At 63.1% G+C, this 22,536-nt stretch carries 23 protein-coding genes; 10 read left to right on the plus strand and 13 right to left on the minus strand.

Annotated features, from left to right (window positions below):
- Positions 1 to 5: 5 nt before the first annotated feature.
- Positions 6 to 2,078, minus strand: a complete 2,073-nt coding sequence (gene uvrC, locus AC07UB_RS20020; RefSeq protein ID WP_494653898.1) for an excinuclease ABC subunit UvrC — start codon at positions 2,076 to 2,078, stop codon at positions 6 to 8.
- A 270-nt stretch (positions 2,079 to 2,348) separates the two neighbouring features.
- Here uvrC and AC07UB_RS20025 point away from each other — a divergent pair, with 270 nt between their 5' ends.
- Positions 2,349 to 2,975, plus strand: coding sequence for an outer membrane protein (locus tag AC07UB_RS20025; RefSeq protein ID WP_494653896.1), 627 nt, complete (start codon positions 2,349 to 2,351; stop codon positions 2,973 to 2,975).
- Between the two features lie 103 nt (positions 2,976 to 3,078).
- On the opposite strand, the gene AC07UB_RS20030 is transcribed toward AC07UB_RS20025, so the two are convergent.
- The 4 genes from AC07UB_RS20030 to AC07UB_RS20045 all read right to left on the minus strand — a co-directional run bounded on the left by AC07UB_RS20030 (position 3,079) and on the right by AC07UB_RS20045 (position 5,864).
- On the minus strand, positions 3,079 to 3,294 hold the full coding sequence (locus tag AC07UB_RS20030) for a cold-shock protein (protein WP_492792039.1): 216 nt from the start codon (positions 3,292 to 3,294) through the stop codon (positions 3,079 to 3,081).
- 285 nt (positions 3,295 to 3,579) lie between these two features.
- A complete protein-coding gene (locus tag AC07UB_RS20035; protein WP_494653894.1) occupies positions 3,580 to 4,440 on the minus strand; it encodes a 23S rRNA (adenine(2030)-N(6))-methyltransferase RlmJ in 861 nt (286 codons plus the stop codon).
- A 42-nt stretch (positions 4,441 to 4,482) separates the two neighbouring features.
- Entirely contained in the window at positions 4,483 to 5,139 is a 657-nt protein-coding gene (locus tag AC07UB_RS20040; RefSeq protein WP_494654204.1) for a ribonuclease T2 family protein, read from the minus strand.
- Between the two features lie 254 nt (positions 5,140 to 5,393).
- Complete coding sequence (locus AC07UB_RS20045) at positions 5,394 to 5,864, minus strand: hypothetical protein (RefSeq protein ID WP_494653892.1); 471 nt, start codon at positions 5,862 to 5,864, stop codon at positions 5,394 to 5,396.
- Between the two features lie 189 nt (positions 5,865 to 6,053).
- Here AC07UB_RS20045 and AC07UB_RS20050 point away from each other — a divergent pair, with 189 nt between their 5' ends.
- Positions 6,054 to 6,347 carry a hypothetical protein gene (locus tag AC07UB_RS20050; RefSeq protein WP_492792779.1) on the plus strand — a complete coding sequence of 98 codons (294 nt, stop codon included), beginning with the start codon at positions 6,054 to 6,056 and terminating at the stop codon, positions 6,345 to 6,347.
- A 51-nt stretch (positions 6,348 to 6,398) separates the two neighbouring features.
- Here AC07UB_RS20050 and AC07UB_RS20055 read toward each other — a convergent pair whose 3' ends face one another.
- The 7 genes from AC07UB_RS20055 to AC07UB_RS20085 form a co-directional block, all read right to left on the minus strand.
- Positions 6,399 to 6,605 carry a hypothetical protein gene (locus tag AC07UB_RS20055; RefSeq protein ID WP_492792035.1) on the minus strand — a complete coding sequence of 69 codons (207 nt, stop codon included), beginning with the start codon at positions 6,603 to 6,605 and terminating at the stop codon, positions 6,399 to 6,401.
- A gap of 111 nt (positions 6,606 to 6,716) precedes the next feature.
- Entirely contained in the window at positions 6,717 to 7,112 is a 396-nt protein-coding gene (locus AC07UB_RS20060; protein ID WP_494653890.1) for a thioesterase family protein, read from the minus strand.
- A gap of 167 nt (positions 7,113 to 7,279) precedes the next feature.
- Positions 7,280 to 7,501 carry a tautomerase family protein gene (locus AC07UB_RS20065; RefSeq protein WP_492792778.1) on the minus strand — a complete coding sequence of 74 codons (222 nt, stop codon included), beginning with the start codon at positions 7,499 to 7,501 and terminating at the stop codon, positions 7,280 to 7,282.
- A gap of 15 nt (positions 7,502 to 7,516) precedes the next feature.
- Positions 7,517 to 7,927, minus strand: a complete 411-nt coding sequence (locus tag AC07UB_RS20070) for a DUF2000 family protein (RefSeq protein ID WP_494653888.1) — start codon at positions 7,925 to 7,927, stop codon at positions 7,517 to 7,519.
- A 126-nt stretch (positions 7,928 to 8,053) separates the two neighbouring features.
- The gene (hisS, locus tag AC07UB_RS20075) at positions 8,054 to 9,523 is read right to left on the minus strand and encodes a histidine--tRNA ligase (RefSeq protein ID WP_494653887.1); all 1,470 of its coding nucleotides are present in this window, start codon (positions 9,521 to 9,523) and stop codon (positions 8,054 to 8,056) included.
- A gap of 58 nt (positions 9,524 to 9,581) precedes the next feature.
- The gene (locus tag AC07UB_RS20080) at positions 9,582 to 11,264 is read right to left on the minus strand and encodes a TadG family pilus assembly protein (RefSeq protein WP_494653885.1); all 1,683 of its coding nucleotides are present in this window, start codon (positions 11,262 to 11,264) and stop codon (positions 9,582 to 9,584) included.
- Positions 11,265 to 11,266: 2 nt separating this feature from the next.
- Positions 11,267 to 11,728, minus strand: coding sequence for a TadE/TadG family type IV pilus assembly protein (locus AC07UB_RS20085; protein WP_494653884.1), 462 nt, complete (start codon positions 11,726 to 11,728; stop codon positions 11,267 to 11,269).
- A gap of 180 nt (positions 11,729 to 11,908) precedes the next feature.
- On the opposite strand from AC07UB_RS20085, the gene aptA reads away from it, so the two are divergent.
- The 4 genes from aptA (at position 11,909) to AC07UB_RS20105 (ending at position 16,304) form a co-directional block, all read left to right on the plus strand.
- Positions 11,909 to 13,252, plus strand: coding sequence for an omega-aminotransferase AptA (gene aptA, locus AC07UB_RS20090; protein WP_494653883.1), 1,344 nt, complete (start codon positions 11,909 to 11,911; stop codon positions 13,250 to 13,252).
- Between the two features lie 229 nt (positions 13,253 to 13,481).
- Positions 13,482 to 14,924 carry an EAL domain-containing protein gene (locus AC07UB_RS20095; RefSeq protein WP_494653881.1) on the plus strand — a complete coding sequence of 481 codons (1,443 nt, stop codon included), beginning with the start codon at positions 13,482 to 13,484 and terminating at the stop codon, positions 14,922 to 14,924.
- A 9-nt stretch (positions 14,925 to 14,933) separates the two neighbouring features.
- A complete protein-coding gene (locus AC07UB_RS20100) occupies positions 14,934 to 15,809 on the plus strand; it encodes a TIGR01459 family HAD-type hydrolase (RefSeq protein ID WP_494653879.1) in 876 nt (291 codons plus the stop codon).
- Positions 15,810 to 15,857: 48 nt separating this feature from the next.
- A complete protein-coding gene (locus AC07UB_RS20105) occupies positions 15,858 to 16,304 on the plus strand; it encodes a DMT family transporter (protein ID WP_494653878.1) in 447 nt (148 codons plus the stop codon).
- A 78-nt stretch (positions 16,305 to 16,382) separates the two neighbouring features.
- Here AC07UB_RS20105 and AC07UB_RS20110 read toward each other — a convergent pair whose 3' ends face one another.
- Positions 16,383 to 16,778 carry a response regulator gene (locus AC07UB_RS20110; RefSeq protein WP_492792025.1) on the minus strand — a complete coding sequence of 132 codons (396 nt, stop codon included), beginning with the start codon at positions 16,776 to 16,778 and terminating at the stop codon, positions 16,383 to 16,385.
- A 220-nt stretch (positions 16,779 to 16,998) separates the two neighbouring features.
- Between AC07UB_RS20110 and AC07UB_RS20115 the strand changes: the two genes are divergently transcribed.
- The 4 genes from AC07UB_RS20115 to AC07UB_RS20130 all read left to right on the plus strand — a co-directional run bounded on the left by AC07UB_RS20115 (position 16,999) and on the right by AC07UB_RS20130 (position 22,469).
- Complete coding sequence (locus AC07UB_RS20115) at positions 16,999 to 17,973, plus strand: bifunctional riboflavin kinase/FAD synthetase (RefSeq protein WP_494653876.1); 975 nt, start codon at positions 16,999 to 17,001, stop codon at positions 17,971 to 17,973.
- 187 nt (positions 17,974 to 18,160) lie between these two features.
- Complete coding sequence (ileS, locus tag AC07UB_RS20120; protein ID WP_494653874.1) at positions 18,161 to 21,157, plus strand: isoleucine--tRNA ligase; 2,997 nt, start codon at positions 18,161 to 18,163, stop codon at positions 21,155 to 21,157.
- On the plus strand, positions 21,154 to 21,654 hold the full coding sequence (gene lspA, locus AC07UB_RS20125; RefSeq protein ID WP_492792022.1) for a signal peptidase II: 501 nt from the start codon (positions 21,154 to 21,156) through the stop codon (positions 21,652 to 21,654). Before ileS ends, lspA begins: the two co-directional genes overlap by 4 nt.
- Positions 21,655 to 21,725: 71 nt before the next feature.
- The gene (locus AC07UB_RS20130; protein WP_492792021.1) at positions 21,726 to 22,469 is read left to right on the plus strand and encodes a hypothetical protein; all 744 of its coding nucleotides are present in this window, start codon (positions 21,726 to 21,728) and stop codon (positions 22,467 to 22,469) included.
- Positions 22,470 to 22,536: the final 67 nt, after the last annotated feature.

Genomic DNA, 22,536 nt, shown 5'->3' on the forward strand with positions numbered 1-22,536 from the left:
CGCTGCTAACCGTTGCCCGGATGGAAGAAATCGAAGATTTTCCGCGCGCTTTCAGCGCTGACGCCCGGAACCTTGCCGAGATCCGCCACCGAGGCTCGCTCGATCTCCTTCAACGTCCCGAAGTGGTGCAGCAGCGCACGTTTACGTGACGGGCCGATACCCGGGATTTCCTGCAATCCGGCCTCACGGATATCCTTCTTACGCAACTTTCTGTGCGATCCGATGACAAAACGATGCGCTTCGTCGCGCAGCCGCTGAATGAAATACAGCACCGGGTCGCGCGGCTCGAGCTTGATGGATGGCCGGTCCGGCATGAACAGGGTTTCGCGGCCGGCGTCACGGTCCGGTCCCTTGGCGACCGCGATCAGCGACACCTCCGACAAATTCAGGGCCGTGAATATCTCGCGCGCCGCGTTGAGCTGGCCCTGACCGCCATCGATGATGACCAGATCGGGCCATTGCGGAACGCTGTCGTCGCTCGGCTTCTTCCCTTCGGCGGCATCGTTGATGAGGCGCTTGAAACGGCGTTCCAGCACTTCGCGCATCATGCCGTAGTCGTCGCCCGGCGCGAGACCTTCCGACTTGATGTTGAACTTGCGGTACTGGTTCTTGAGGAAGCCTTCCGGCCCGGCGACGATCATCGCGCCCACCGCGTTGGTGCCCTGGATGTGGCTGTTGTCGTAAACCTCAATTCGCTTCGGCACGCGGGGCAGGCCGAGCGCAGTCGATAGCCCCTGCAACAGCCGTGTCTGCGTCGCAGTATCGGCAAGCTTGCGGCCAAGCGCCTCGCGCGCATTGGTCAGCGCGTGCGCCACCAGTTCCTTCTTCTCGCCGCGCTGCGGTGCCGCGACTTCGACCTTGTGCCCTGCTTTCACGGACAGCGCCTCGCCGAGCAACTCCTGATCCTCGACGCGATGCGACAGCAGGATCAGCTTCGGCGGCGGCTTGTCGTCATAGAACTGCGCCAGGAACGAGCCCAGCACTTCATCGGGACCGAGCGATTTATCCGCACGCGGGAAATAGGCGCGGTTGCCCCAGTTCTGGCCGGTGCGGAAGAAGAAGACTTCGACGCAGGAATAGCCGCCTTCCTGATGGATCGCGAACACGTCCGCCTCCTCCACCGTGCGCGGATTGATGCCCTGCTGCGACTGGATCGCGGACAGCGCCGCGAGGCGATCGCGATAGAGCGCCGCGCGCTCGAATTCGAGATCGTGCGAGGCCTTCTCCATTTCGCCGGCGAGTTCCTGCTTCACCAGCCGCGAGCGGCCGGAAAGAAAGTCATTCGCTTCGCGAACTAGTTCGGTGTAGCCGGTAAAATCGATCTCGCCGGTGCAGGGACCCGAACAGCGCTTGATCTGGTACAGCAAACACGGCCGCGTCCGGCTCTCGAAAAAGGAATCGGTACACGAGCGCACCAGAAACGCACGCTGCAACGCCGTGATGGTACGGCCGACCGCGCCGGCCGACGCGAACGGGCCGAAGTAACGGCCAGGCCGCGATTGCGCGCCGCGGTGCTTGAGAATCTGCGGCGCCCAATGGTCGCCGGTAATGAGAATGTAGGGAAACGACTTGTCGTCACGCAGCTGTACATTGAAGCGCGGACGAAGCTGCTTGATGAGATTGGCTTCCAGCAGCAGCGCCTCGGTCTCGGTCGCCGTGGAAATCATTTCGACATTGACCGTGGCTGCGATCATCCGCGCGATGCGCGCCACCTGACCGGTCGGACGCGCGTAGGACGCGAGCCGCTTTTTGACGCTCTTGGCCTTGCCGACATAGAGAACGTCGTTCGCGGCATTGAGCATCCGGTAGACGCCGGGCGAGGTCGGGGCGAGTTTCACCGCGCGCTCGATCGCCGCCCGGCCGACAGCGAGTGTGCCCTCAGTCGCAAACTCGGCGGAATCGTCCACCGGTTCCGGAAGGCTGGCTTCCACATCGTCCTCGGCCGCGATCGATGCCGGATCCAGATCTTGTCCTGAAACGTCCTGTCCGCGCAGGTTCCGCGCGGAAGTTTCTTGTGCAGGTGCGTCCGGCGCCGGCTGGTCCGGCGGCTGTGTCGGGTCGGAGGTGTCGTGATTCATGTCCAGAACTTAAGGGGTGCGCGCGGTTTCATCCAGCAGGTGCCGGGCCACGGAGATGCCTCAAACATCTCAAGGCGCGGCCATCGGTGGATCAGCCTTGTAACACTTTCTTAAGGACGTAAGTGGGGGCGCCGGCCGGCTTAACGACTGCTTAATGTAAAACTATCGATAAATTTTATGCAGAAAAGGTGGACTCCCGTAACCGTGCGGGGGCCGCCGCATTTGAGGAATTGACGCCCGCCGAAGTTGGCGCGTGTGAGGAGAGTTGAGATGAGGAAGATTGTTCTTGGCGCGATGGTCGCCGCCGCAACATGGGTGACGGCATCCGCGCAGGCCGCGGACATGTATGGTCGCCGTCCTTATTCGCAGCCCTACACAGTCAATCAGCCGCTCGCCAACAGCTGGATGGGCCCCTACATCGGCGGCAATCTCGGCTACGGCTGGGGCGACGTGAACAACAGCGGGACGCGGCCCTCCGGCGTGCTCGGCGGCCTTCAGGCCGGCTACAACTACCAGTCCGGCCAGTTGGTGGTGGGCATCGAGGGCGACCTGCAGCTCAATTCCGCGGACGATACCTTTGCGCCGTGGAAGTTCTCCAATCCCTGGTTCGGCACCCTGCGCGGCCGCCTCGGTTACGCCTTCAACAACGTCCTGCTCTACGGCACCGGCGGCCTTGCGTTCGGCACGCTGAAGGTCGAATCTGGCGGCTTCTCCGAGAGTCAGACATCCGCAGGCTGGACGGTAGGCGTCGGCGCTGAATATGCGATCAACCAGAACTGGTCGGCCAAGATCGAATATCTCTACGTCGACCTGAGCGAAAAGAATTTCCTGATGACCGGCTTGCCGCACGGCTATCAGTTCAGCACGGTTCGGCTGGGCGTCAATTATCGCTTCTGATCGAAGCCGACGCCTTTTCACAATCCATCGATCCCGGGCCTCGCGCCCGGGATTTTGTTTTTTGCACGACACAATCTGCGGCGGATATGTCGCCGCGTTTTGCTCAGGACGAAATCACGAGATCGACCGCCTTCGGTCCTTTGCCCTTCTTGTCAGGTTCGACTTCGAAGGTGATGTGCTGTCCTTCGGTCAGATCCTTCAGTCCCGCGCGCTCGACCGCGGTGATGTGCACGAACACATCGCGCCCGCCGTCATCCGGCTTGATAAAACCGTAACCGCGCTCTGCATTGAAGAACTTGACCGTACCCGTCATGGCCATCGGGAACCCCTCCCCGCATTGCTCCGCCGAAGCGCTAACGCGCATCGGCCTGGCCGGCATTCACTGCCGGAAAGCATTGGCCTTGGGAGCGGACCGGAAAAACCGGAGCAGCGCTCGGGGCCTCGTCATTCCGCCGCGACCATTCGCGGACGCGGGACGTAAAGCCAGCCTCACACCGCTGAGCATAATACGGTTCCCGGCGAATTGACTACGCCGATTTGAGTTTTCCGCCGGCACGCCTCAATTTCGGGCAACGCAGCAGCGGCGCGCTCATACCGCAGTGCGTCAAGCCCTGACGGCTTCGATCCGGAAGCGGGCCGCCCCGCCCTGACCGAGCGGCTTTTCAAGCTCGCGCAGGATGGCCTTCAACTCCGCCGCCAAAGTCCAGGGCGGATTGACGATCAGCAGCCCCGCGGAGACAAGGCCTGCGTCCGGCGTCTGCGGCGCGACGCTGAATTCCACGCGCAGGCATTTGGCTTCACCGCCGCCGGCGTTCGCGACAGCGGCCACATGATCCGCGAGCGTGTCGGTGGCGCGGCGTTCTTTCACCGGATACCAGAGCATGTAGATGCCGGTCGGCCATTTGGCGTGAGCCGCCGCGAAGCCTTCCGCGAGCCGGGGAAATTCATCGCGCTTCTCGAATGGCGGATCGATCAGCACCAGTCCGCGCCGCTCGTTCGGCGGCACGAAAGCGGGAAGCGCCGTCCAGCCGTCGAGATCGACCACGCGGGCCTGTTCATCGCGGCGAAGCGCTGCGATCAGTTGCTTGCGCGCGCCGGGCTCCAATTCGCACGCGACCAGACTGTCCTGCGGCCGCAGCAGCGCACGCGCGACCAGCGGCGATCCCGGATAGGTCGTGAGATCGCGTTGCGGATTGAACGCGCGCACGATGTCGAGATAGGGCGACACCAGCGCCATCACGGATTCGGACAACCGCGCCTGCATCAGCCGCGCGATGCCGGTGCGCCATTCGCCGCCGCGCTCGGCCTCGCTGCTCGTGAGATCGTACAGCCCCGCGCCGGCATGGGTGTCGATCACGCGAAACGCGGCGGGCTTTTCATGGAGATAGGTGAGGATGCGCGCCAGCACGATGTGCTTGATGACATCGGCGAAGTTTCCGGCGTGAAATGCGTGACGGTAATTCATGCCGCGACAGTTACGACATCGCGCAGCAAAAGTAACGTGCGCTTATCCCCCGCGCATCGGCGGCATGACGACCTTGTCGCGGCGGCAGGCGCGGCGGTCGATTTCCTCGCAGGCGCGGAACTGCAGATCCTTGCTCATGCAGATACGCACCTCACTGAGGCGCTTGCTGTCGCAGGTCACGGCGATGGCCGAGCTGGACAGGCCGGGGTTCGCCTTGATGAAGGCATCCTCGATCTCCGCGGGCGCCACGCTCTTCGGGTTGGCCAGTTCAAGATATTCGGCCGGAATCTTCACGGCCGCACGCGCCTTGCGGATGGTTTCGAAATAACCGCGCGCGCCGAGACCCGAACACGTGCCGTGCTTGTCCCATTCGTTGTAAATCAGCCCCGGCGCCGGCATCAGGTCCAGCATCGAGGTCATGATGTTGCGTGCGAGGCGCGGCGCGGGCCGCTGGCAATAATTCGGAAAGCCGCGATCGTATTGCGGCCACAGCCCGTGCACGACGAAGGAAAACGGCCGGCCGGCGCATTGGGTCTGGATGCCGCGGCTGGAGTTGCCGCGCTCGCTCGCAGCCTCACAGAACGATGGAGACCACGACAGTGACAGGACGTAGAAGTCGAATTCGCCGGGTGCGTTCTGGCGGTGGTCCTGCGCCGATGCGGTCCCGGCCATGACGGCGAGGCCGATCAGCACAAACATCAACTGGCGAGACAAGCGGCCAAAAGAAAACCCGGCCCTGTCAAAAAAAGTCAGACCAAAAGAAGCTCTCTCAAACGAAACCATGGCGACGCCCCCGCACTCTCGAACATTTTCCGGACCGGCGACGCCGGAGCAATCAACTTCACACGATGCTTCAAGCCTATTCACGGCCTGAGAACATTTCAAGAACAAAATCGCCTCGTCCACCGTGGCGGGCGAGGCGTTGTCATCTCAGGAAAGGCTGCGTGCGAAGCTCAGGGCTTCGCGGCCTTGCAGGACGGATTGTAGGCCCAGTTGCGGTCGAGGCCGACCACGCACCATTCAACGCCGGAATTGAAACCGGCAAAGCCGCCGTCCTCGATGATCGAGTAGTGCACCTGACGCGCACGGCCGTCGTTCAGCATGGCGCTGGCGGTGCAGAAGCGGCGTGGAATGCTGTCGTTCGCCCAGGCCCGGAAGGCCACCTCATGAACATTGGCATAGCCAGTGATCTCGAGGGCGGAATTCCAGAACTTGCTCTCTTTTTCGGCGAACTGGGAGGAAATGGCGGCGAGCGCCTCACCGCATTCGCCCATCTGGCCGTCGTAGCGCGGGCCGGACAGCCAGATGCCGCGCTCCAGCGCGTTGGCAGCCTCGGCCGCCGGGCTCAAGGCCATGAGGCCAGCCACGGCGGCGAACGCCACGGCAAGAATCGTTTTTCGCAATGTCGGGAAAAGGTCGCGCATGAAAGCGGTCCACCGGAATCCGGGATGATGTTGCGACGGAAGGTGCCGCGAAGCCGTCAGCCGGTCAAGTGCAGCGCGGCAACACTCGGCGGCCAACCCCCGCCAGAACCCGCCGGCGTTCTTTCCATGACAGGCCGGGCGCTTTATGGTGCGTTCGCGATGACAATCAGGATTCTCTTGGAGAACACGATGCGGACCACGGGATTGGCGATTTTGGCTGCGGCGTGCGCGCTGGCTGTGTCCGCTCCGGCCGGGGCAACATGGGTCCCGCCGTTCAAGGGCAACGACACCGGCGGCATCATCGCCTATTCGCTCTACAAAGAAGGCGCGGACATCAAGGCCATGGCCGCCAGCCACTGCGCCGGCTACGGCAAGGGCGTGAAGCTGACTGGCGTGGACGCGCAATACGGCGGGTACATTTCCTTCGCCTGCGTCTGGGTCCATCCGGGCCATCTCGATCGCCCGCTGCGCGTCGGCTACTGACGCCCGTCAGGACTGCGCCGGACGCTCGGACCGGCGCTTAGCTTGCGATCCTCACTTCGCGATCTTCCAGGGATCGTACTTCTCTTTCGAATCCGGAACGTTCTTCATCGCGGCCTTGGCATCGGCCTCTTCCTTGGCCATGCGCTTCTGCCGGTCGACGTCCTTGGGATCCGCGGCGGCGCCCTGCTGTTTGCCCATTTGCGCATGGGCCTGCACCGACAGCAGAACGAGAGCCACGGCAAGCACAACAAACCTCATGGGATATCTCCATTCGAAGGCGAGGACGCCAGGATGGTACGCCATTCCGCGTTCCTTCACACGCCCGGACCATCCGGAATCTGTCAAAAAATATGAGCGGCGAGCCTGACGTCAGGTCGCGCCGAGCCGACGCTCGAACGCCGCGATGTTGATAACGCCGCGCCGGTGGGTGCCGTCGCCGATCTTGCGGTCACCCTCCCAGGCTTCCACGTCGAACAGCACACTCCTGGCATCGACCTCGACCACGCGCGAAACCGTGCGAACCGTCCGGCCAACCGGCGTCGCTGCGAGATGCCGGATGTTCACCTCCATGCCGACGCTGACATAGCCTTCCGGCAGCAGGTCGGCGATGGAGGCGGTGCAGGCCCTTTCCATGTTCAGGATCATGATCGGCGTCGCATAGACCGCCGGCATGGTGGACAGGAAATGCTTCACCGTCATTTCCTGCGTCACGGTGACAACCGTTTCGCCAGGGATGCCGACGGTGACTTTATCAAGCACCTTCATCGCTAGCGTCCTGAATCCGAAGTTCGCTTCATTTTGCGGCACCTTCCGTAGCGAACTTCGGATTCAACAGGACGCCAGAAAGTATGATTCTAGTGTGGTTTTGGTTCGCAAGTCCGCAAATGAAAGTGCCGTAGACACAATGCGGACTTGCGAACCGCCACACTAGGTTATTTCGCAGCCGCCTTGCGCTCGACGAACGTCTTGCCGCCCTTCATCTTGTGGGTCAGCGGCGCCTCGTTGATCTGGACGGTGACGGCTTCTGCATCGACGCCGAGGTTCTTGACCAGGGCCTGCGTGATGTCGAGCATCATGCCCTTCTTCTGTTCGTCGGTGCGTCCAGCGGCCATGTTGATGGTTACCTCGGGCATTGATCGTTTCCTCTTCTTGATGTGACGACGAGAATGTCAGGCGTGAAACTTCAACCCATCGACGATCTTGTCAACCACCTTCCGCTCGGCGCGAAACGCCAGCCCGACCAGATTGAGTTCGGCGCGGATGACCGCCTTCACCGCGGCGCGGTTGGCCTCGTCATGCGTGGTCTTGAACATGTCCTCGGTATAGACGGCGGGCTTCACGTCCCGCGCCAGCGCGCGTTCAAGCGCGCGCGAGAGGGCCGGACGGTCGGCGCCATAGATCAGGATCGGCTGGCCGATCAGCGCATGATAGCGCGTGCCCGAACCGTCTTCGTAAGGCGCACCGATCGATTCCGGAAATGAGGCCGCGACGCCGCTGCTGAGAAACGCAGCAACGTTGAGCTTCTGCCACGCTTCCAGATCCAAGCGGATGATAAGGGCAACCTTGGTGTCGAACTGCATGGCATTAACTCAAGACGTCATTCCGGGGCGCAAGCAAAGCGAGCGAACCCGGAATCCATCGCTACGCCGGGAGCATGGCTTCCGGGTCCACGCCAAAAGGGGCGCGTCCCGGAATGACAGGGTAAGTCATCTCCACGGCACGTTGTGCCGCGCCAAAACCTTGCGCACGGCCTCGACCAGTTCGCTTTCTTTCACGGCGAACTGCGCCTCGGACTGTTTCTGGAGGTAGTCGTCGCGGTCGCCGCTGGCGTCGGCAATTTGTGCGCCGATAATCAGATCCTTGATCTGGACTTCGCCGCGCGCCTTCTCGTCGCCGCCCTGAATGACGACGCACGGCGAATTGCGCCGGTCGGCATATTTGAACTGCACGCCGAGATTGTTCTTCGGATTGCCGAGATAGAGTTCGGCGCGGATTCCCGCGTTGCGCAGCGTGGCGACGAATTTTTGATACTGCGCGATCTCGTTGCGATCCATCACCACGACGACCACAGGACCGAACTCCGGCGTGGTGTCGATCTTGCCGAGCATGGTGAGCGCGGCCTGCAAGCGCGACACGCCGATGGAGAAGCCCGTCGCCGGCACCGGCTCGCCGCGAAAGCGCGACACGAGACCGTCATAACGTCCACCGCCGCCGACCGAACCGAACCGCACGGGGCGGCCCTTCTCGTCCTTGGTTTCCAGCAGCAGTTCAACTTCGTAGACCGGGCCGGTGTAGTATTCGAGGCCGCGCACGACGGAGGGATCGATCTTCACACGCTCGTCGTATCCACCTGCGGAAACCAATGATGCGATCTGGTCGAGTTCGCTTTTGCCTTCTTCAGACAATTTCGAGCCGCCCGTCGAGCCACCTTCGGTAAACGCAATCACCTTTTGGATAGCATCCTCATCGAGCGCCGCGCCCTTGGTGAAATCGCCGCTCTCATCCTTGCGGCCTTCTCCGAGCAGCAGCTTCACGCCCTCGACGCCAAGCCGATCCAGTTTGTCGATCGCACGCAGCACCGTCAGCCGTTTGCCCGCATTCGCGTCGCCGCCGAGGCCGACGCTCTCCATCACCCCGTCGAGCACCTTGCGGTTATTGACCTTCACCACATAGCTGCCGCGCGGAATGCCGAGCGCTTCCATGGTGTCCGCCGCCATCATGCACATCTCGGCGTCGGCGGCGGGCGATGCTGAGCCCACCGTGTCGGCATCGAACTGCATGAACTGGCGATAGCGTCCCGGACCCGGCTTCTCGTTGCGATAGACGTAACCGTGGCGATAGGACCGATACGGCTTCGGCAGCGTCTCGAAATTCTCCGCGACATAGCGCGCCAGCGGCGCGGTCAGGTCGTAACGCAGCGAGATCCACTGCTCGTCATCGTCCTGAAACGAGAACACGCCCTCGTTGGGCCGGTCCTGATCGGGGAGAAACTTTCCGAGCGCGTCGGTGTATTCCATCGCCGGGGTTTCCACCGGCTCGAATCCGTAGCGCTCATAGACCTCGCGGATTTTCTCCACCATGACGCGGGTGGCGGCGATCTCGGCGGGCGTGCGATCCACCAGCCCGCGCGGCAGGCGGGCTTTGAGTTTCTGCGGTTTTTTGGGTTTGTCGGCCATGCGCCGGTTGGTACCAGCGGAGGCCTGATGCGGCAAGTCTGGGGTGACCTGACGCGGTTCAGTTCACCAGCACCGCGCCGTCGCAACGCACGCCGGTGACCCAGACGTCCGCCTGCCCCAATCCGACGCCGAGGGTTTGCAGCACCGAGTTGAGCAGCGTGTCGATCGAGCCCGTCGCGCCCGAGATGATGCTCGTCACCAGTGCGCCGACGCCAGGGATCGGGAGGCCCAACGGACCGAGTTGCACGCCGAGTTGCAGGTCGCCGAGCAGGCTCGATGTCAGCGACGACGTGAACGACGTGGTGTTCACCGTCTTCCTGATCTGCGCCTGAATGTCGGCATAGCTGAACGTCACGCTGGTGGGCGAGTTGTTCGCCATGGTCGCATGCGCACGGCCCGTGACCTGAATCACGCCGAGATCGACGATGTTGACCGCCGGCGGATTGGGCTTGGTGGAGAAGTTCGTCATGTTCGCCGTCGTCACGTCGCCGATCCACGCATCGACGATGCCGGGCGAGACGCCGAGCGTCACCGTCGAGGTGTTGACGTTGGGGTAGCCGCACGAAATGGCATTGAGCGTCGCGGTGCCCGCCGCGATCTCGACATAGACCGGCAGATTGACCACCGACACGGCGCCGCTGCCCACGAGCTGGATCTTCAGGAGAATGCGCGTCTGCGCGGTATGCACGCTCGCGCCCAGCGCGCCGACCGTAATCCAGCTTGTCCCGACGGGACGTTCGCCGACCGTCGCCTGCAAGGTCACGCCCGCGATGCCGGACAGCGCAAGATTCACGCCCGCCGCGATCTGGTTGGTGCCGTTGGCGAGCCCCGCCGTCGCCGACACGAGATCGTAGACGGACACCGACGCGCCAACCTTCGGCTTCTGCCCGACGGTGAGATTGGAATAAGGCCCGACATTGAGCAGGGATTTCAGGGATATCTTGTCAGCCGATCCAGCCGCCGCCGACACAATGCTGGCCAGCGCAGCGGTAGCGGCATTGTTGCCGCTCGCTGCGGTCTGCGTGGCAAGAAGCGCTGCAAGGATGTCCGGCACTTTGACGTTGGCATTGAGCAGCGTGTCATAGCTCACGCCGGTCATGTTCAGGCGCGTCGCCAGCGCCGAGAGAAAATCGAATGCATCGATCTTCGCCCCGAGCAGCGCGTTATAATCCATCACCGACAGTGACAGCGTTGTGCCGAGCATCCTGCCGAGCAGCGCATTCAGCAATCCGCCGTTGAGCGACGCCAGCCGCGAGCCGATGGCGAAGGACGCCAGTTGCGTGGTGCTGGCGATCGCGCTGGCCTTGAGAGTCCACTGGCTGTCGCCGGTCAGCACCTTGCCGAAATAGAGCGGTGTCCTGGTCTGCATCGACACCCGAACCGCATTGGCGGGGGTTGCACCTGCCACGAAGCGCTGCTGCGGCGAGAGAGACGCGGTCGCCTTGTAGACGCCAGGCTCGACAGCCACGAGCGAGTCCGGCGGGTAGTTGTTCTTGGCGACGGTCGCCGCAGCAGCGCGGGATGCATTGGTCAGGTCGCTCGCGGCAACGATGGCCGCGAGATCGGTGGCGCTCTGGGTGCGGCGCTTGTCGGCGAAGATGGTGCCGACATCGACGCCGAGCGCGGTGCAGGCGATGACCAGCAGCAGCGCCGCCGCGCCCATGATCGCGATGTTGCCGCGTTCGTCGGCCTTGAAGCGGTGGATCAGGTGACGAAACGATGCCCACTTTTCCGGAATCATGCTCAGTACCCCCCGCGCGGGATTGCCGCCGAGCGCACGATGGTCGCGGGCGGCGCCGGCACGAATGTCGGCAGCGAATAGATGAACATGCCCGAGGCGTCGTAGTTGACCTTGACCACGAAGACATTGGCGTCGGACCCGGACGTCGCGGCGGTGACTGTCAGATGCGCCGGATCAATCAGCGGATAGGAACCCGCGTTGCCGGTGACATAAGCGCTGGCCAGTGTGCTGCGCTCGCTCTCACTCAGGCCGGCGATCGACGAACGCGCGGCTTCGGCGGCGAGTTGCTGCACGCCGTGAACGACGGCGAGATACGAGCCGTAGACAATGATGCCGAACACGACCAGCAGGAATACCGGAAAGATCAGCGCGAACTCGACGGCGATAGCGCCGTCCTGCGCGGTCCGGAATGTCCTGACCCATGAGTTGCCCAGATTGTTGCGTGCCTGCTTCATGACAGGCATTTACGCACACAACCTTTAAGGGCAATATAATCTATAACTCAACTAATAAGGGTATTATCCTGATGCCGCGATCCGTGTTGTCACGTACCGGCGACCATGCGCCGCGATCCGTTCCGGATGGTCCCGGAAGCTGATAGGCTTGCGCCCAAGAAGAAACCTCCTTGCCGGAAGGAACGTCCCTTGAATATTCAACAACCCCGCCCGACTGTCGCGACGCCGAACGATCTTGCCGCCTACTGGATGCCGTTTACGTCCAACCGCGCGTTCAAGAGCAAGCCGCGTATGCTCGCCGGCGCCAAGGACATGCACTACATCACGACCGACGGCCGCAATATTCTCGACGGCGCGGCGGGCATGTGGTGCGCCAACGCCGGACACGGCCGCACCACCATCACAGAAGCGATCCAGAAGCAGGCCGCGACGCTGGATTACGCGCCGCCATTCCAGTTCGGCCATCCCAAGGCGTTCGAACTCGCCAGCCGCATCGCCGCGCTCGCCCCGAAGGGGCTCGAGCATGTGTTTTTCTGTAACTCCGGTTCGGAAGCGGTCGATACCGCGCTGAAAGTGGCGCTGGCCTATCACAACGGCCGCGGCGAAGCCGGCCGCACCCGGCTGATCGGCCGCGAGCGCGGCTATCACGGCGTCGGCTTCGGCGGCATCTCGGTCGGCGGCATGGTCAACAACCGCAGGATGTTCGGCACCCTGCTGACCGGCGTCGATCATCTGCCGACCACCTACGATCGCGAGAAGCAGGCCTTCACCAAGGGCGAGCCGGAATGGGGCGCGCATCTGGCCGACGACCTTGAACGCATCGTCGGCATCCACGGCCCGGGCACTGTGGCCGCCGTCATCGTCGAGCCGATGGCCGGCTCCACCGGCGTGCTGCCGACGCCGAAGGGCTACCTGCAAAAGCTGCGCGCGATCTGCGACAAGTACGGCATTCTGCTGATCTTCGACGAGGTCATCACCGGCTACGGACGCCTCGGTTACGCCTTCGCTGCCGAACGCTACGGCGTGCTGCCGGACATGATCACCTTCGCCAAGGGCATCACCAACGGCGCGGTGCCGATGGGCGGCGTGCTGGTCCGCGACACCGTCCACGACTCCTTCATGAAGGGGCCGGACCATGTCATCGAACTGTTCCACGGCTATACCTACTCGGCGCATCCGCTGGCCTGCGCCGCCGGTCTCGCCACCCTCGACCTCTATCGCGAGGAAGGCCTGTTCGAGCGCGCCAAGGCGATGGAACCGGCATGGGCCGACGCTGTGATGGGCCTGCGCAAGGAGCCGAACGTTGTGGACATCCGCACCGTCGGTATCACCGCAGGTATCGATCTCGCGCCGAACAAGGAAGGCCCCGGAAAGCGCGGCTTCGAGGCGCTGGATGCAGCGTTCCACGACAACGACCTGATGATCCGCGTCGCCGCAGATACGCTCTGCCTGACCCCGCCCCTGATCGTCTCCGAAAGCCAGATCGGTGAAATCATGGACAAGATGGCCAAGGTGATCCGCGCGGTCGCGTAAGACAGAGCGCGCAAAATCTCTCTGCGTCATGCCCGGCCTTGTGCCGGGCATCCACGTCTTGAAGCTCACGACAAGGAAGGCGTGGATGGCCGGGCAAAAGGGCGTTCACGCCCGTCTTCGACGGGCTATGCCCGGTCATGACGACGCACCCTCATGCCACGGACACAACAATTTCGCGCCGAATCAAACTTGGTGTTAAGCTGCCGCCGACCGGGGCTGGGCAGACTTCATGATCCGCATTTCGACGATTTTCATCGCCATCTGCATGGTGCTGATCGCAGCGTCGCTGGGCCTGTTGCTGTATTCGCTGGCGGGCCTGACCCGCTCCGAATCCGCCATCGTCGCGCTGACCGCGCTGACCTTCCTCATTCTCTACAACGCGGTGTCGATGCGCCTGCGCGACCGCACCGACGTGGGCGGCCAGATCGCCGACCTGTCGCGCGGCACGGCCGATCTCGCACGTCAGGTCGCCGAGTTCGGCCGCCGGATGAGCGCCATCGAGGCGCGCCTCTCCGCAACCGACGCAAACGGACAGGATCGCGTCCAGACCGTCGCCGGGGAAATCAGCGAGTTGGGATCGCTGGTCAAGCAACTGGCCGATTCCGTCGCCGCGCACGATGAGATTCTCGCTGCGGCGGCCAGCGGTCTCGCCATGCAGGCATCCGGCAAACCGGACGCACATCCCGACGTGCAGCCGTTGGCGCCGAACGGTCAGCAACCCGCCGCGCCTGCCTCCCGGCTGAACGACGCGCCGCCGACGCCCGGCAACCTCAACAACGCCGAACTCCTCGTCGCGGTGAAGAACGCCGTCGAAGCCAACCGCATCGACCTTTTTCTGCAGCCGATGGTGACGCTGCCCCAGCGCAAGGTGCGGTTCTACGAAGCCGTGGCGCGGTTGCGCGACGACAAGGATCAGGTGCTGACCGCCGGTGATTTTGTCGGCACCGCGGAAGCCGCCGGCCTGATGGGCCAGATCGACCACATGGTGATGCTCCGCTGCGTGCAGGTGCTGCGGCGGCTGATGGTGCGCTCGAAGGACGTCGGCGTGTTCTGCAACGTCTCGGGCGCTACACTAAGCAATCAGTCCGTGTTCGGTCAGTGCCTCGATTTTCTCGAAGCCAATCGCGCGCTCGCGCCGGCGCTGGTGCTCGAATTCAAGCAGAGCGCGTTCCGCCATCTCGGCCCGGTGGAAAGCGAGCATCTCGCAGCACTGCACCGGCTCGGCTACGGCTTCTCGATCGACAACGTGACCGACCTGCGGTTCGATCCGCGCGAACTCGCCGACCGCGGCGTCAAGTTCATCAAGGTGCCGGCGACGATGCTGCTCGACCAGAAGCAGTTGTCCGCTGCCGACATTCACGCCGCCGACCTGTCGGACCTGCTCGGACGTTTCGGGATCGACCTTGTGGCAGAGCGGATCGAGGGTGAGCGCGCCGTGGTCGATCTGCTGGATTACGATGTCCGCTTCGGTCAAGGCTTCCTGTTCGCGCCGCCGCGCCCGCTGCGTCCGGAAGGCGCGGCCGGTTCGTCCGCGGAACCCATGAGCGGAGCGAAAGTGGCATCGGCGGCGGTTGACGCAGCCGCCCCGACAGACCAAAAAGCCGCGACGCCGGAGGCCCACCGTCTCACCGGCAACGCCGCGCTGGTCCGCCGCGCATCCGCACAGAAGTGATCTTTTTCCATGAAATTGCCTGACGCCGCCGCGCTGCGATTCGCCGATCGTTTGCGCGATCTCACAACCGGAGTGGATGTCATCCTCAGCGACGTTTGGGGCGTCATTCACGACGGCATTCACGGATTTCCGGGCGCCTGCCAGGCGCTGCAATCGTTCCGCGCGCAGGGCGGCACCGTGATCATGATCACCAACGCGCCGCGTCCGGCGGATTCCGTGCAGCGCCAGTTGCGCCGGATGGACATTTCCGACGAGACCTATGACGCCATCGTGTCGTCGGGCGATCTCACCCGCAGCTACGTGGCGTCGCATCCCGACCAGAACCTGTTTGTGCTCGGACCCGCGCGCGATGGCCCGATCTTTCGCGGCCTCGACGTGAAGACCACGACGCTTGAGCAGGCCGACGCCATCGTCTGCACCGGGCCGTTCAACGACGAGATCGAGACCGAGGAAGACTATCGCGGCATGATGGAAGAGGCGCGCAAGCGCAATCTCACCTTCATTTGCGCCAATCCGGACATGGTCGTGGAACGCGGCGACCGTCTCATCACCTGCGCCGGCGCCATCGCCGAACTCTATCGCAGCCTCGGCGGCGAGGTGATTTTCTATGGCAAGCCGCACCGGCCGATCTACGACCGCGCGCTGGAGCTGGCCGCTGAAAAGCGCGGCAAGGCCACGCCCGCCGATCGCGTTCTGGCCATCGGCGATTCCGTCCGAACCGATCTCACCGGCGCAAACCTGATGGGTCTCGATTGCCTGTTCCTGACACGCGGCATTCATGCCGCGGATTTCGAGGGCATCGATACCGCCGACGAATTCACGGTGCGGCGGCTGTTCGGCGAGGCGAAGCCCCCGCACGCGCTGATGCGCGATCTGGTGTGGTGAGATCGTCACGAACAAGAACACCGGGCAGCTCTTGAACTGAGGTGCAGCATGATGAAATTGGCTTTACCGATCTTCCTGACGGTCGCAGCCGGCGCGAGTATCGTGATCCAGCAGATCCTCAACACCAACCTGCGGACAGCACTGAACTCCGCGGCATGGTCGGGTTTCGCGAGCTATTTTGTCGGGCTCATTTGCATGGCGGTTCTCGCCATTGCGTTGCGTGACCCCGTGCCGCAAATCGCAACGGTCGCACGAATTCCCTGGTGGGCCTGGAGCGGCGGTCTGTTTGGCGCCATTTTCATCGGGCTCGCGATCGTGCTGATCCCAAGTCTGGGAGCCGCGACGTTCATCGCGCTCCTCATCACCGGGCAGATGCTGGCGTCGGTGACGTTCGATCACTTCGGCTGGATGGGTCTCGCGCAGCGCTCGCTCGATCTGCCGCGCCTGATCGGCGCCGCGATGCTCATCGGAGGCGTGGTCCTCATCCGGCGCTGAACGACGACGACCTTCCCCGCAAACAAAATGCCCGGCTTGCGCCGGGCATCAAGAACGCTGAAAGCGCGTTGAAAGACGTTACGCCGGCGCGTGGTCCGGAAACACCGCCTCGATCTTGGTCTTGAGGGTCGCGGCGTTGAACGGCTTGACGATATAGTTGTTCACGCCGGCCTTCTTGGCTGCGATGACGTTTTCGGTCTTCGATTCAGCCGTGATCATGATGAAGGGCGTGGTGGCGAGATTGGGGTCGCTGCGCACTTCCTTGAGCAGGTCGTAGCCGGTCATCGGCTCCATGTTCCAGTCGGAAATCACGAGCCCGTACTTCTTGCCGCGCATCTTGTTGAGCGCCGCCGAGCCGTCACTGGCGTCGTCGATGTTTTCGAAACCGAGCTGTTTGAGAAGGTTACGGATGATGCGGATCATGGTGTTGTAATCATCCACAACCAGAACCGACATCGACAAATCCAGAGCCATCGCTGTTTTTCTCCCTCGAACGCAGCAACCGGCATGCGTTAACAATATTTTGCGGATGGCTTCTGCCACCCGCAGTCGAGGCGAACCTAGCATCGGCGGCTTAAACAGCCCGTTAATCGGGCGGCCCTCGGATTAGCTCAACTTTGCATTGTCTTGACTTCGAGGGCGGACCGGGGCCACGGTCCCGGCCGATTTCTCCTGCAAATTCCGTCCGGCCATCATGACAAAAAGCTTCTCCGTCATCCGCGATTCCACGCCCGCCAGCGCCATTGCGCGGGGCGCCGTGGTGGCCCTGGGCAATTTCGACGGCGTCCATCTCGGCCATCGCATGGTGATTTCAGCCGCTATCGATATGGCGCGGAAGCACGGCAGGCCCGCTTTTGCCGTGACCTTCGAACCGCATCCCCGCAGTTTCTTCAGTCCGAACACGCCGCAGTTCAGGCTGACCGACGAGGCCGCGAAGCTGCGGCTGCTCGCGGGCACCGGCCTCGACGGCGCGGTGATCATGACCTTCGACGGCGCACGCGCCGGCACGACGGCGCAGGATTTCATTAACCACGACCTCATTGCCCGGCTCGGAATCAGCGGCATCGCCGTGGGCTACGACTTTCATTTCGGCAAAGGCCGCGGCGGTTCGCCCTCGCTGCTCGCCGCCGAAGCACCGCGGCTGGGCATCGAGGTCCACGTCCAGGCCCACGTCGATATCCTGGATCGTCCGGTGTCCTCGACCGCGATCCGGGAGGCGCTCGCGGAAGGTCATGTCATCGACGCCACCGAAATGCTGGGCGGCCCGTGGTTCATTTCGGGCGAGGTCATCCATGGCGAAAAGCGCGGCCGCGATCTCGGCTATCCCACCGCCAACATCCGCCTCGACAAACATTGCGGCCTCAAGCATGGCATCTATGCGGTGCGGGTCGGCATCGGCGGCAAGCGCATCGACGGCGTCGCCTCATTCGGCCGCCGCCCGACCTTCGACAACGGCGCGCCGCTGCTGGAAATCTTCCTGTTCGACTTCAAGGGCGATCTTTACGGCAAGCGGCTCGATGTCGCGTTCATCGGCTTCATCCGTGACGAATTGAAGTTCGAGGGCATCGACGCGCTGGTGCGCCAGATGGACGATGACAGCGCAAAAGCCCGCGCTCTGCTCGCCGCAGCCCCGGATGCGTTTCCGAAACTCGGAATTGTCACGGATTGAGCGGCTTACGGGCCTTTCCGATACCTTCCATGCCTGCTATCTAGGCCCCATGTTGGCGCGGCGCACCATAATCGGCATTAGCGGCCCGGCTTCCGTCTGAGCAGCACGCTCGGCGCAAGACCGGGATCGATTTCATCGTCGCACGTTCCGTGCACGCCAAAGCCATTCGAGCCAAGCCAGAGCATCCATGTCCGACAAGCCCCAAAAGTCCGTTGCCCCGAAAGCCGACGGCAACGATTACTCTAGCACCCTATACCTTCCGCAGACGGACTTCCCGATGCGCGCGGGCCTGCCTCAGCAGGAGCCCAAAATTCTGGCGCGCTGGAACGAGATCGGCCTCTACGACAAGCTGCGCGAGGCCGCCAAGGACCGCGCGAAATTCGTGCTGCACGATGGCCCGCCCTACGCCAACGGCAACATCCATATCGGCCACGCGCTGAATAAAATTCTGAAAGACGTGGTGACCAAGAGCCAGCAGATGCTCGGTCACGATTCCAACTACGTGCCGGGCTGGGACTGCCACGGCCTGCCGATCGAATGGAAGATCGAGGAAGAGTACCGCTCCAAGGGCAAGAACAAGGACGCGGTGCCGATCGTCGAATTCCGCCAGGAATGCCGGGCATTCGCGCAGAAGTGGGTCGACATCCAGCGCGAGGAATTCAAGCGCCTCGGCGTGATCGGCGACTGGTCGCATCCCTACATGACGATGACCTTCCCGGCCGAAGCGCAGATCGCGCGCGAGCTGATGAAGTTCGCGGCCAACGGCACGCTGTATCGCGGCTCCAAGCCGGTGATGTGGTCAGTCGTGGAAAAGACCGCGCTCGCTGAGGCCGAAATCGAATACGAGGACTACACCTCGGACGCCGTGTGGGTGAAGTTCCCCGTGAATGCTGCGCATGGCCGCCTCGCCAAGGCCTCGGTCGTGATCTGGACCACGACGCCATGGACGCTTCCGGGCAACCGCGCCATCAGCTTCTCGCCAAAAATTTCCTATGGCCTCTACAAAATCACCGATGCACCCGCCGACAACTGGGCGAAGACCGGCGATCTTTTGATCCTTGCCGACAAGCTCGCGGACGACGTGTTCAAGCAGGCCCGCGTGACGTCCTACGAGAAGGCAGGCGACGTCTCCGCCGACATTCTTGATGCTATCGAATGCAGCCATCCGCTGAAGGGGCTGGCAGGCGGTTACGAGTTCGTCGTGCCGCTGCTCGCGGGCGATCACGTCACCGACGATACCGGCACCGGCTTTGTGCACACCGCGCCGAGCCACGGACGCGAGGACTTCGATGTCTGGACCGCCAACGCACGCGAACTCGAAGCGCGCGGCATCTCATCCGTCATTCCCTACACCGTCGATGCCGACGGCGCGCTGACCGAGCACGCTCCGGGCTTCACCGGCAAGCGCGTGCTGACCGACAAGGGCGAGAAGGGCGACGCCAACGAGGCCGTCATCAAGGCTTTGGCCGAGCGCGGCATGCTGCTCGCCCGTTCGCGGCTGAAGCATCAGTATCCGCATTCGTGGCGCTCAAAGAAGCCGGTGATCTATCGCAACACGCCGCAGTGGTTCATCGCGATGGACAAGCCCATCGAGGATCACGGCAAGGCAAAGGACGGCGACACGCTGCGCGCCCGCGCATTACAGGCGATAAGCGTCACGCGCTGGGTGCCGGAGCAGGGCCAGAACCGCATCACCGGCATGATCGCAGGCCGCCCGGACTGGGTGATTTCGCGCCAGCGAGCGTGGGGCGTCCCCATCGCCGTGTTCGTCCGCGAGAAGGGCGACGGTTCGGCTGAAATCCTGCTGGACGAGGCGGTCAACAAACGCATCGCCGACGCCTTCGAGAAGGAAGGCGCGGACGCCTGGTACAAAGACGGCGCGCGCGAGCGCTTCCTCGGATCGCATGCGAATGAAGACTGGAAGAAGGTCGACGACATCTGCGACGTCTGGTTCGATTCCGGCTCGACACATGCCTTCGTGCTGGAAGATCCCGTGCATTTCCCGGGACTCGCCGGCATCAAGCGCAAGGTCGACGGCGGCAAAGACACCGTGATGTATCTCGAAGGCAGCGACCAGCATCGCGGCTGGTTTCATTCTTCGCTGCTGGAGAGCTGCGGAACGCGCGGCCGTGCGCCATATGATGTGGTGCTGACCCACGGCTTCACGCTCGACGAAAACGGCCGCAAGATGTCGAAGTCGCTCGGCAACACCACCGAGCCGCAAAAGGTGATCGCGCAATCGGGCGCGGACATCCTGCGGCTGTGGGTCTGCGCCACCGACTATGCCGACGATCAGCGCATCGGTCCGGAAATCCTCAAGAACACCATCGAGACCTACCGCAAGCTGCGCAACACCATCCGCTGGATGCTCGGCAGCCTCGCGCATTTCCGCGACGCGGATCGCGTCAAGGCCGACGACATGCCCGAACTCGAGCGGCTGATGCTGCATCGGCTGGCGGAAATCGACGCCATCGTGCGTCCGGCCTATGAAAACTTCGATTACAAGACCGTCGTCGCGACGCTGGCGAATTTCATGAACACCGAACTGTCGGCGTTCTATTTCGACATCAGAAAAGACACCTTGTACTGCGACCCACCCTCGTCGGTGGCGCGCAAGGCATCCCTTACCGTGATCGACTATCTGTTCCGCGCCATCACGACGTGGCTCGCGCCGATCCTCAGCTTCACCGCCGAAGAGGCATGGATGTCGCGCTACCGCGATGATGCCGTGTCGGTCCATCTCGAACTGTTCCAGAAGATGCTGCCTGCATGGCGCAACGACGATCTGGCGAGGAAGTGGGAAACCATCCGCGACGTCCGCCGTGTCGTCACCGGCGCGCTGGAAATCGAACGCGCTGCCAAGCGCATCGGCTCGTCGCTGGAGGCTTCGCCGCTGGTCTACGTGTCCGACAAGGCCATCTTCGCGACGCTGTTCGACATCGATCTTGCGGAAGTCTGCATCACATCGAACGCGATGGCTACGAACGAGGATGCTCCCGCGGGCGCTTTCACGCTGAACGACGTTCCGGGCGTCGCGGTCGTTGTCGAAAAGGCTGTCGGCACCAAATGCGCGCGGTCGTGGAAAATCCTGCCGACGGTCGGAGACGATCCCGAATACCCCGACGTGTCGCCGCGTGACGCGCAGGCATTGCGGGAATGGAAGGCGCTGGGGATCGGCGCGTGAGCCCCTTCCTCCGCTCCGGACTGATTGCCGCGGTCGTGGCGCTGGTGCTCGATCAGGCGTCGAAGCTGTGGCTGCTCAACGTGTACGAACTCGGCCCGCGCGGCACTGTTCGGGTGACGCCGTTTTTTGACCTCGTGCTCGCCTGGAATACCGGCATCAGCTACGGCTGGTTTCAGGACACCGGCCCGCTGGGACAAGCCATCCTGCTGGCGATCAAGGCCGCGGCGGTGATCGCGCTGGCGGTCTGGATGGCGAAATCCGGCACCCGCCTTGCGGTAATTGGTCTCGGTCTGATCATCGGCGGAGCGATCGGCAACGCCATCGACCGGCTGGCCTACGGTGCGGTGGTCGATTTCGCCCTGTTTCACGTCCAGATCGGCGGGAAAACCTACAACTGGTACGTGTTTAACCTTGCGGACGTGGCCATCGTTGCCGGGGTTGCCGCCCTCCTGTATGACTCCTTTGTAACCCCCGGTGCCGCAAAAAGGCCCCGATAACCGGGGATATGCTTGATAACATGCAATCTGGCTGACGGCCCCGTGGCCGCGCCTTCGGACAACGGATCAGGATGAACGCAATGCGTGAGACCGGCATCGGTTCAGGTTTGCACCTTTCATCGCGCCTCGCGACGCGCGCGTTGCGGATGGCTGCGGTCGCGCTGGGTCTGGGGCTTGTCCTGTTCTCAGGTCCTCTTCACGCGCAGGACGCGGACGAAGAGGAAGACGACCGCACCTTTGAACGCAAGATCATCGACAACCTGATGAGCGGCCTCGGCGGCCGCCGTCTCGAAGACGGCAACATCAACTACCGCGAGCGCTCGCCGCTGGTGGTGCCTTCCAAGATCGCGCTTCCTCCCCCGCAGTCCGGCAGCAAGGCCAAGCTCGCGCCGAACTGGCCGAAGGATCCGGATGAGGCCGAACGCAAGGCAGCGCGCGAAGCAGCCAAGCAGAAGCCGAAGACCTACGAGGAAAGCTTGCGACCGCTGATGCCGAGCGAGCTTAACCAGCGCGCTCCGCGCGGCAGCACCACGAGCGACGTGAAGCCCGGCGGCAACAATTCGAATCAGCCGCCCATTCTGATGCCTTCAGAACTTGGATTTACCGGCGGGCTGTTCTCGAACCCGTTCTCCTCGAAGTCCGAAGCCGACACGTTCACCACCGAGCCGGAACGTACAGAACTCACGCAGCCTCCGAGCGGCTACCAGACACCATCGACGACTTACGCCTATGGTGTCGGCAACCAGAAGCTTGTGCCGAAAGAGAACTGCGACGCGGCGAGCGGCAAGTGCGAAAAGCGCTGGGTATTCCAGTAAGCCTGCCGGTTGGTCCGTCCCGCCGTTCGTCCATGAATCATGATGACGATCGGGCCCCGGCGCGGTC

Source organism: Afipia sp. GW821-FHT04G03 (genome assembly GCF_059419985.1).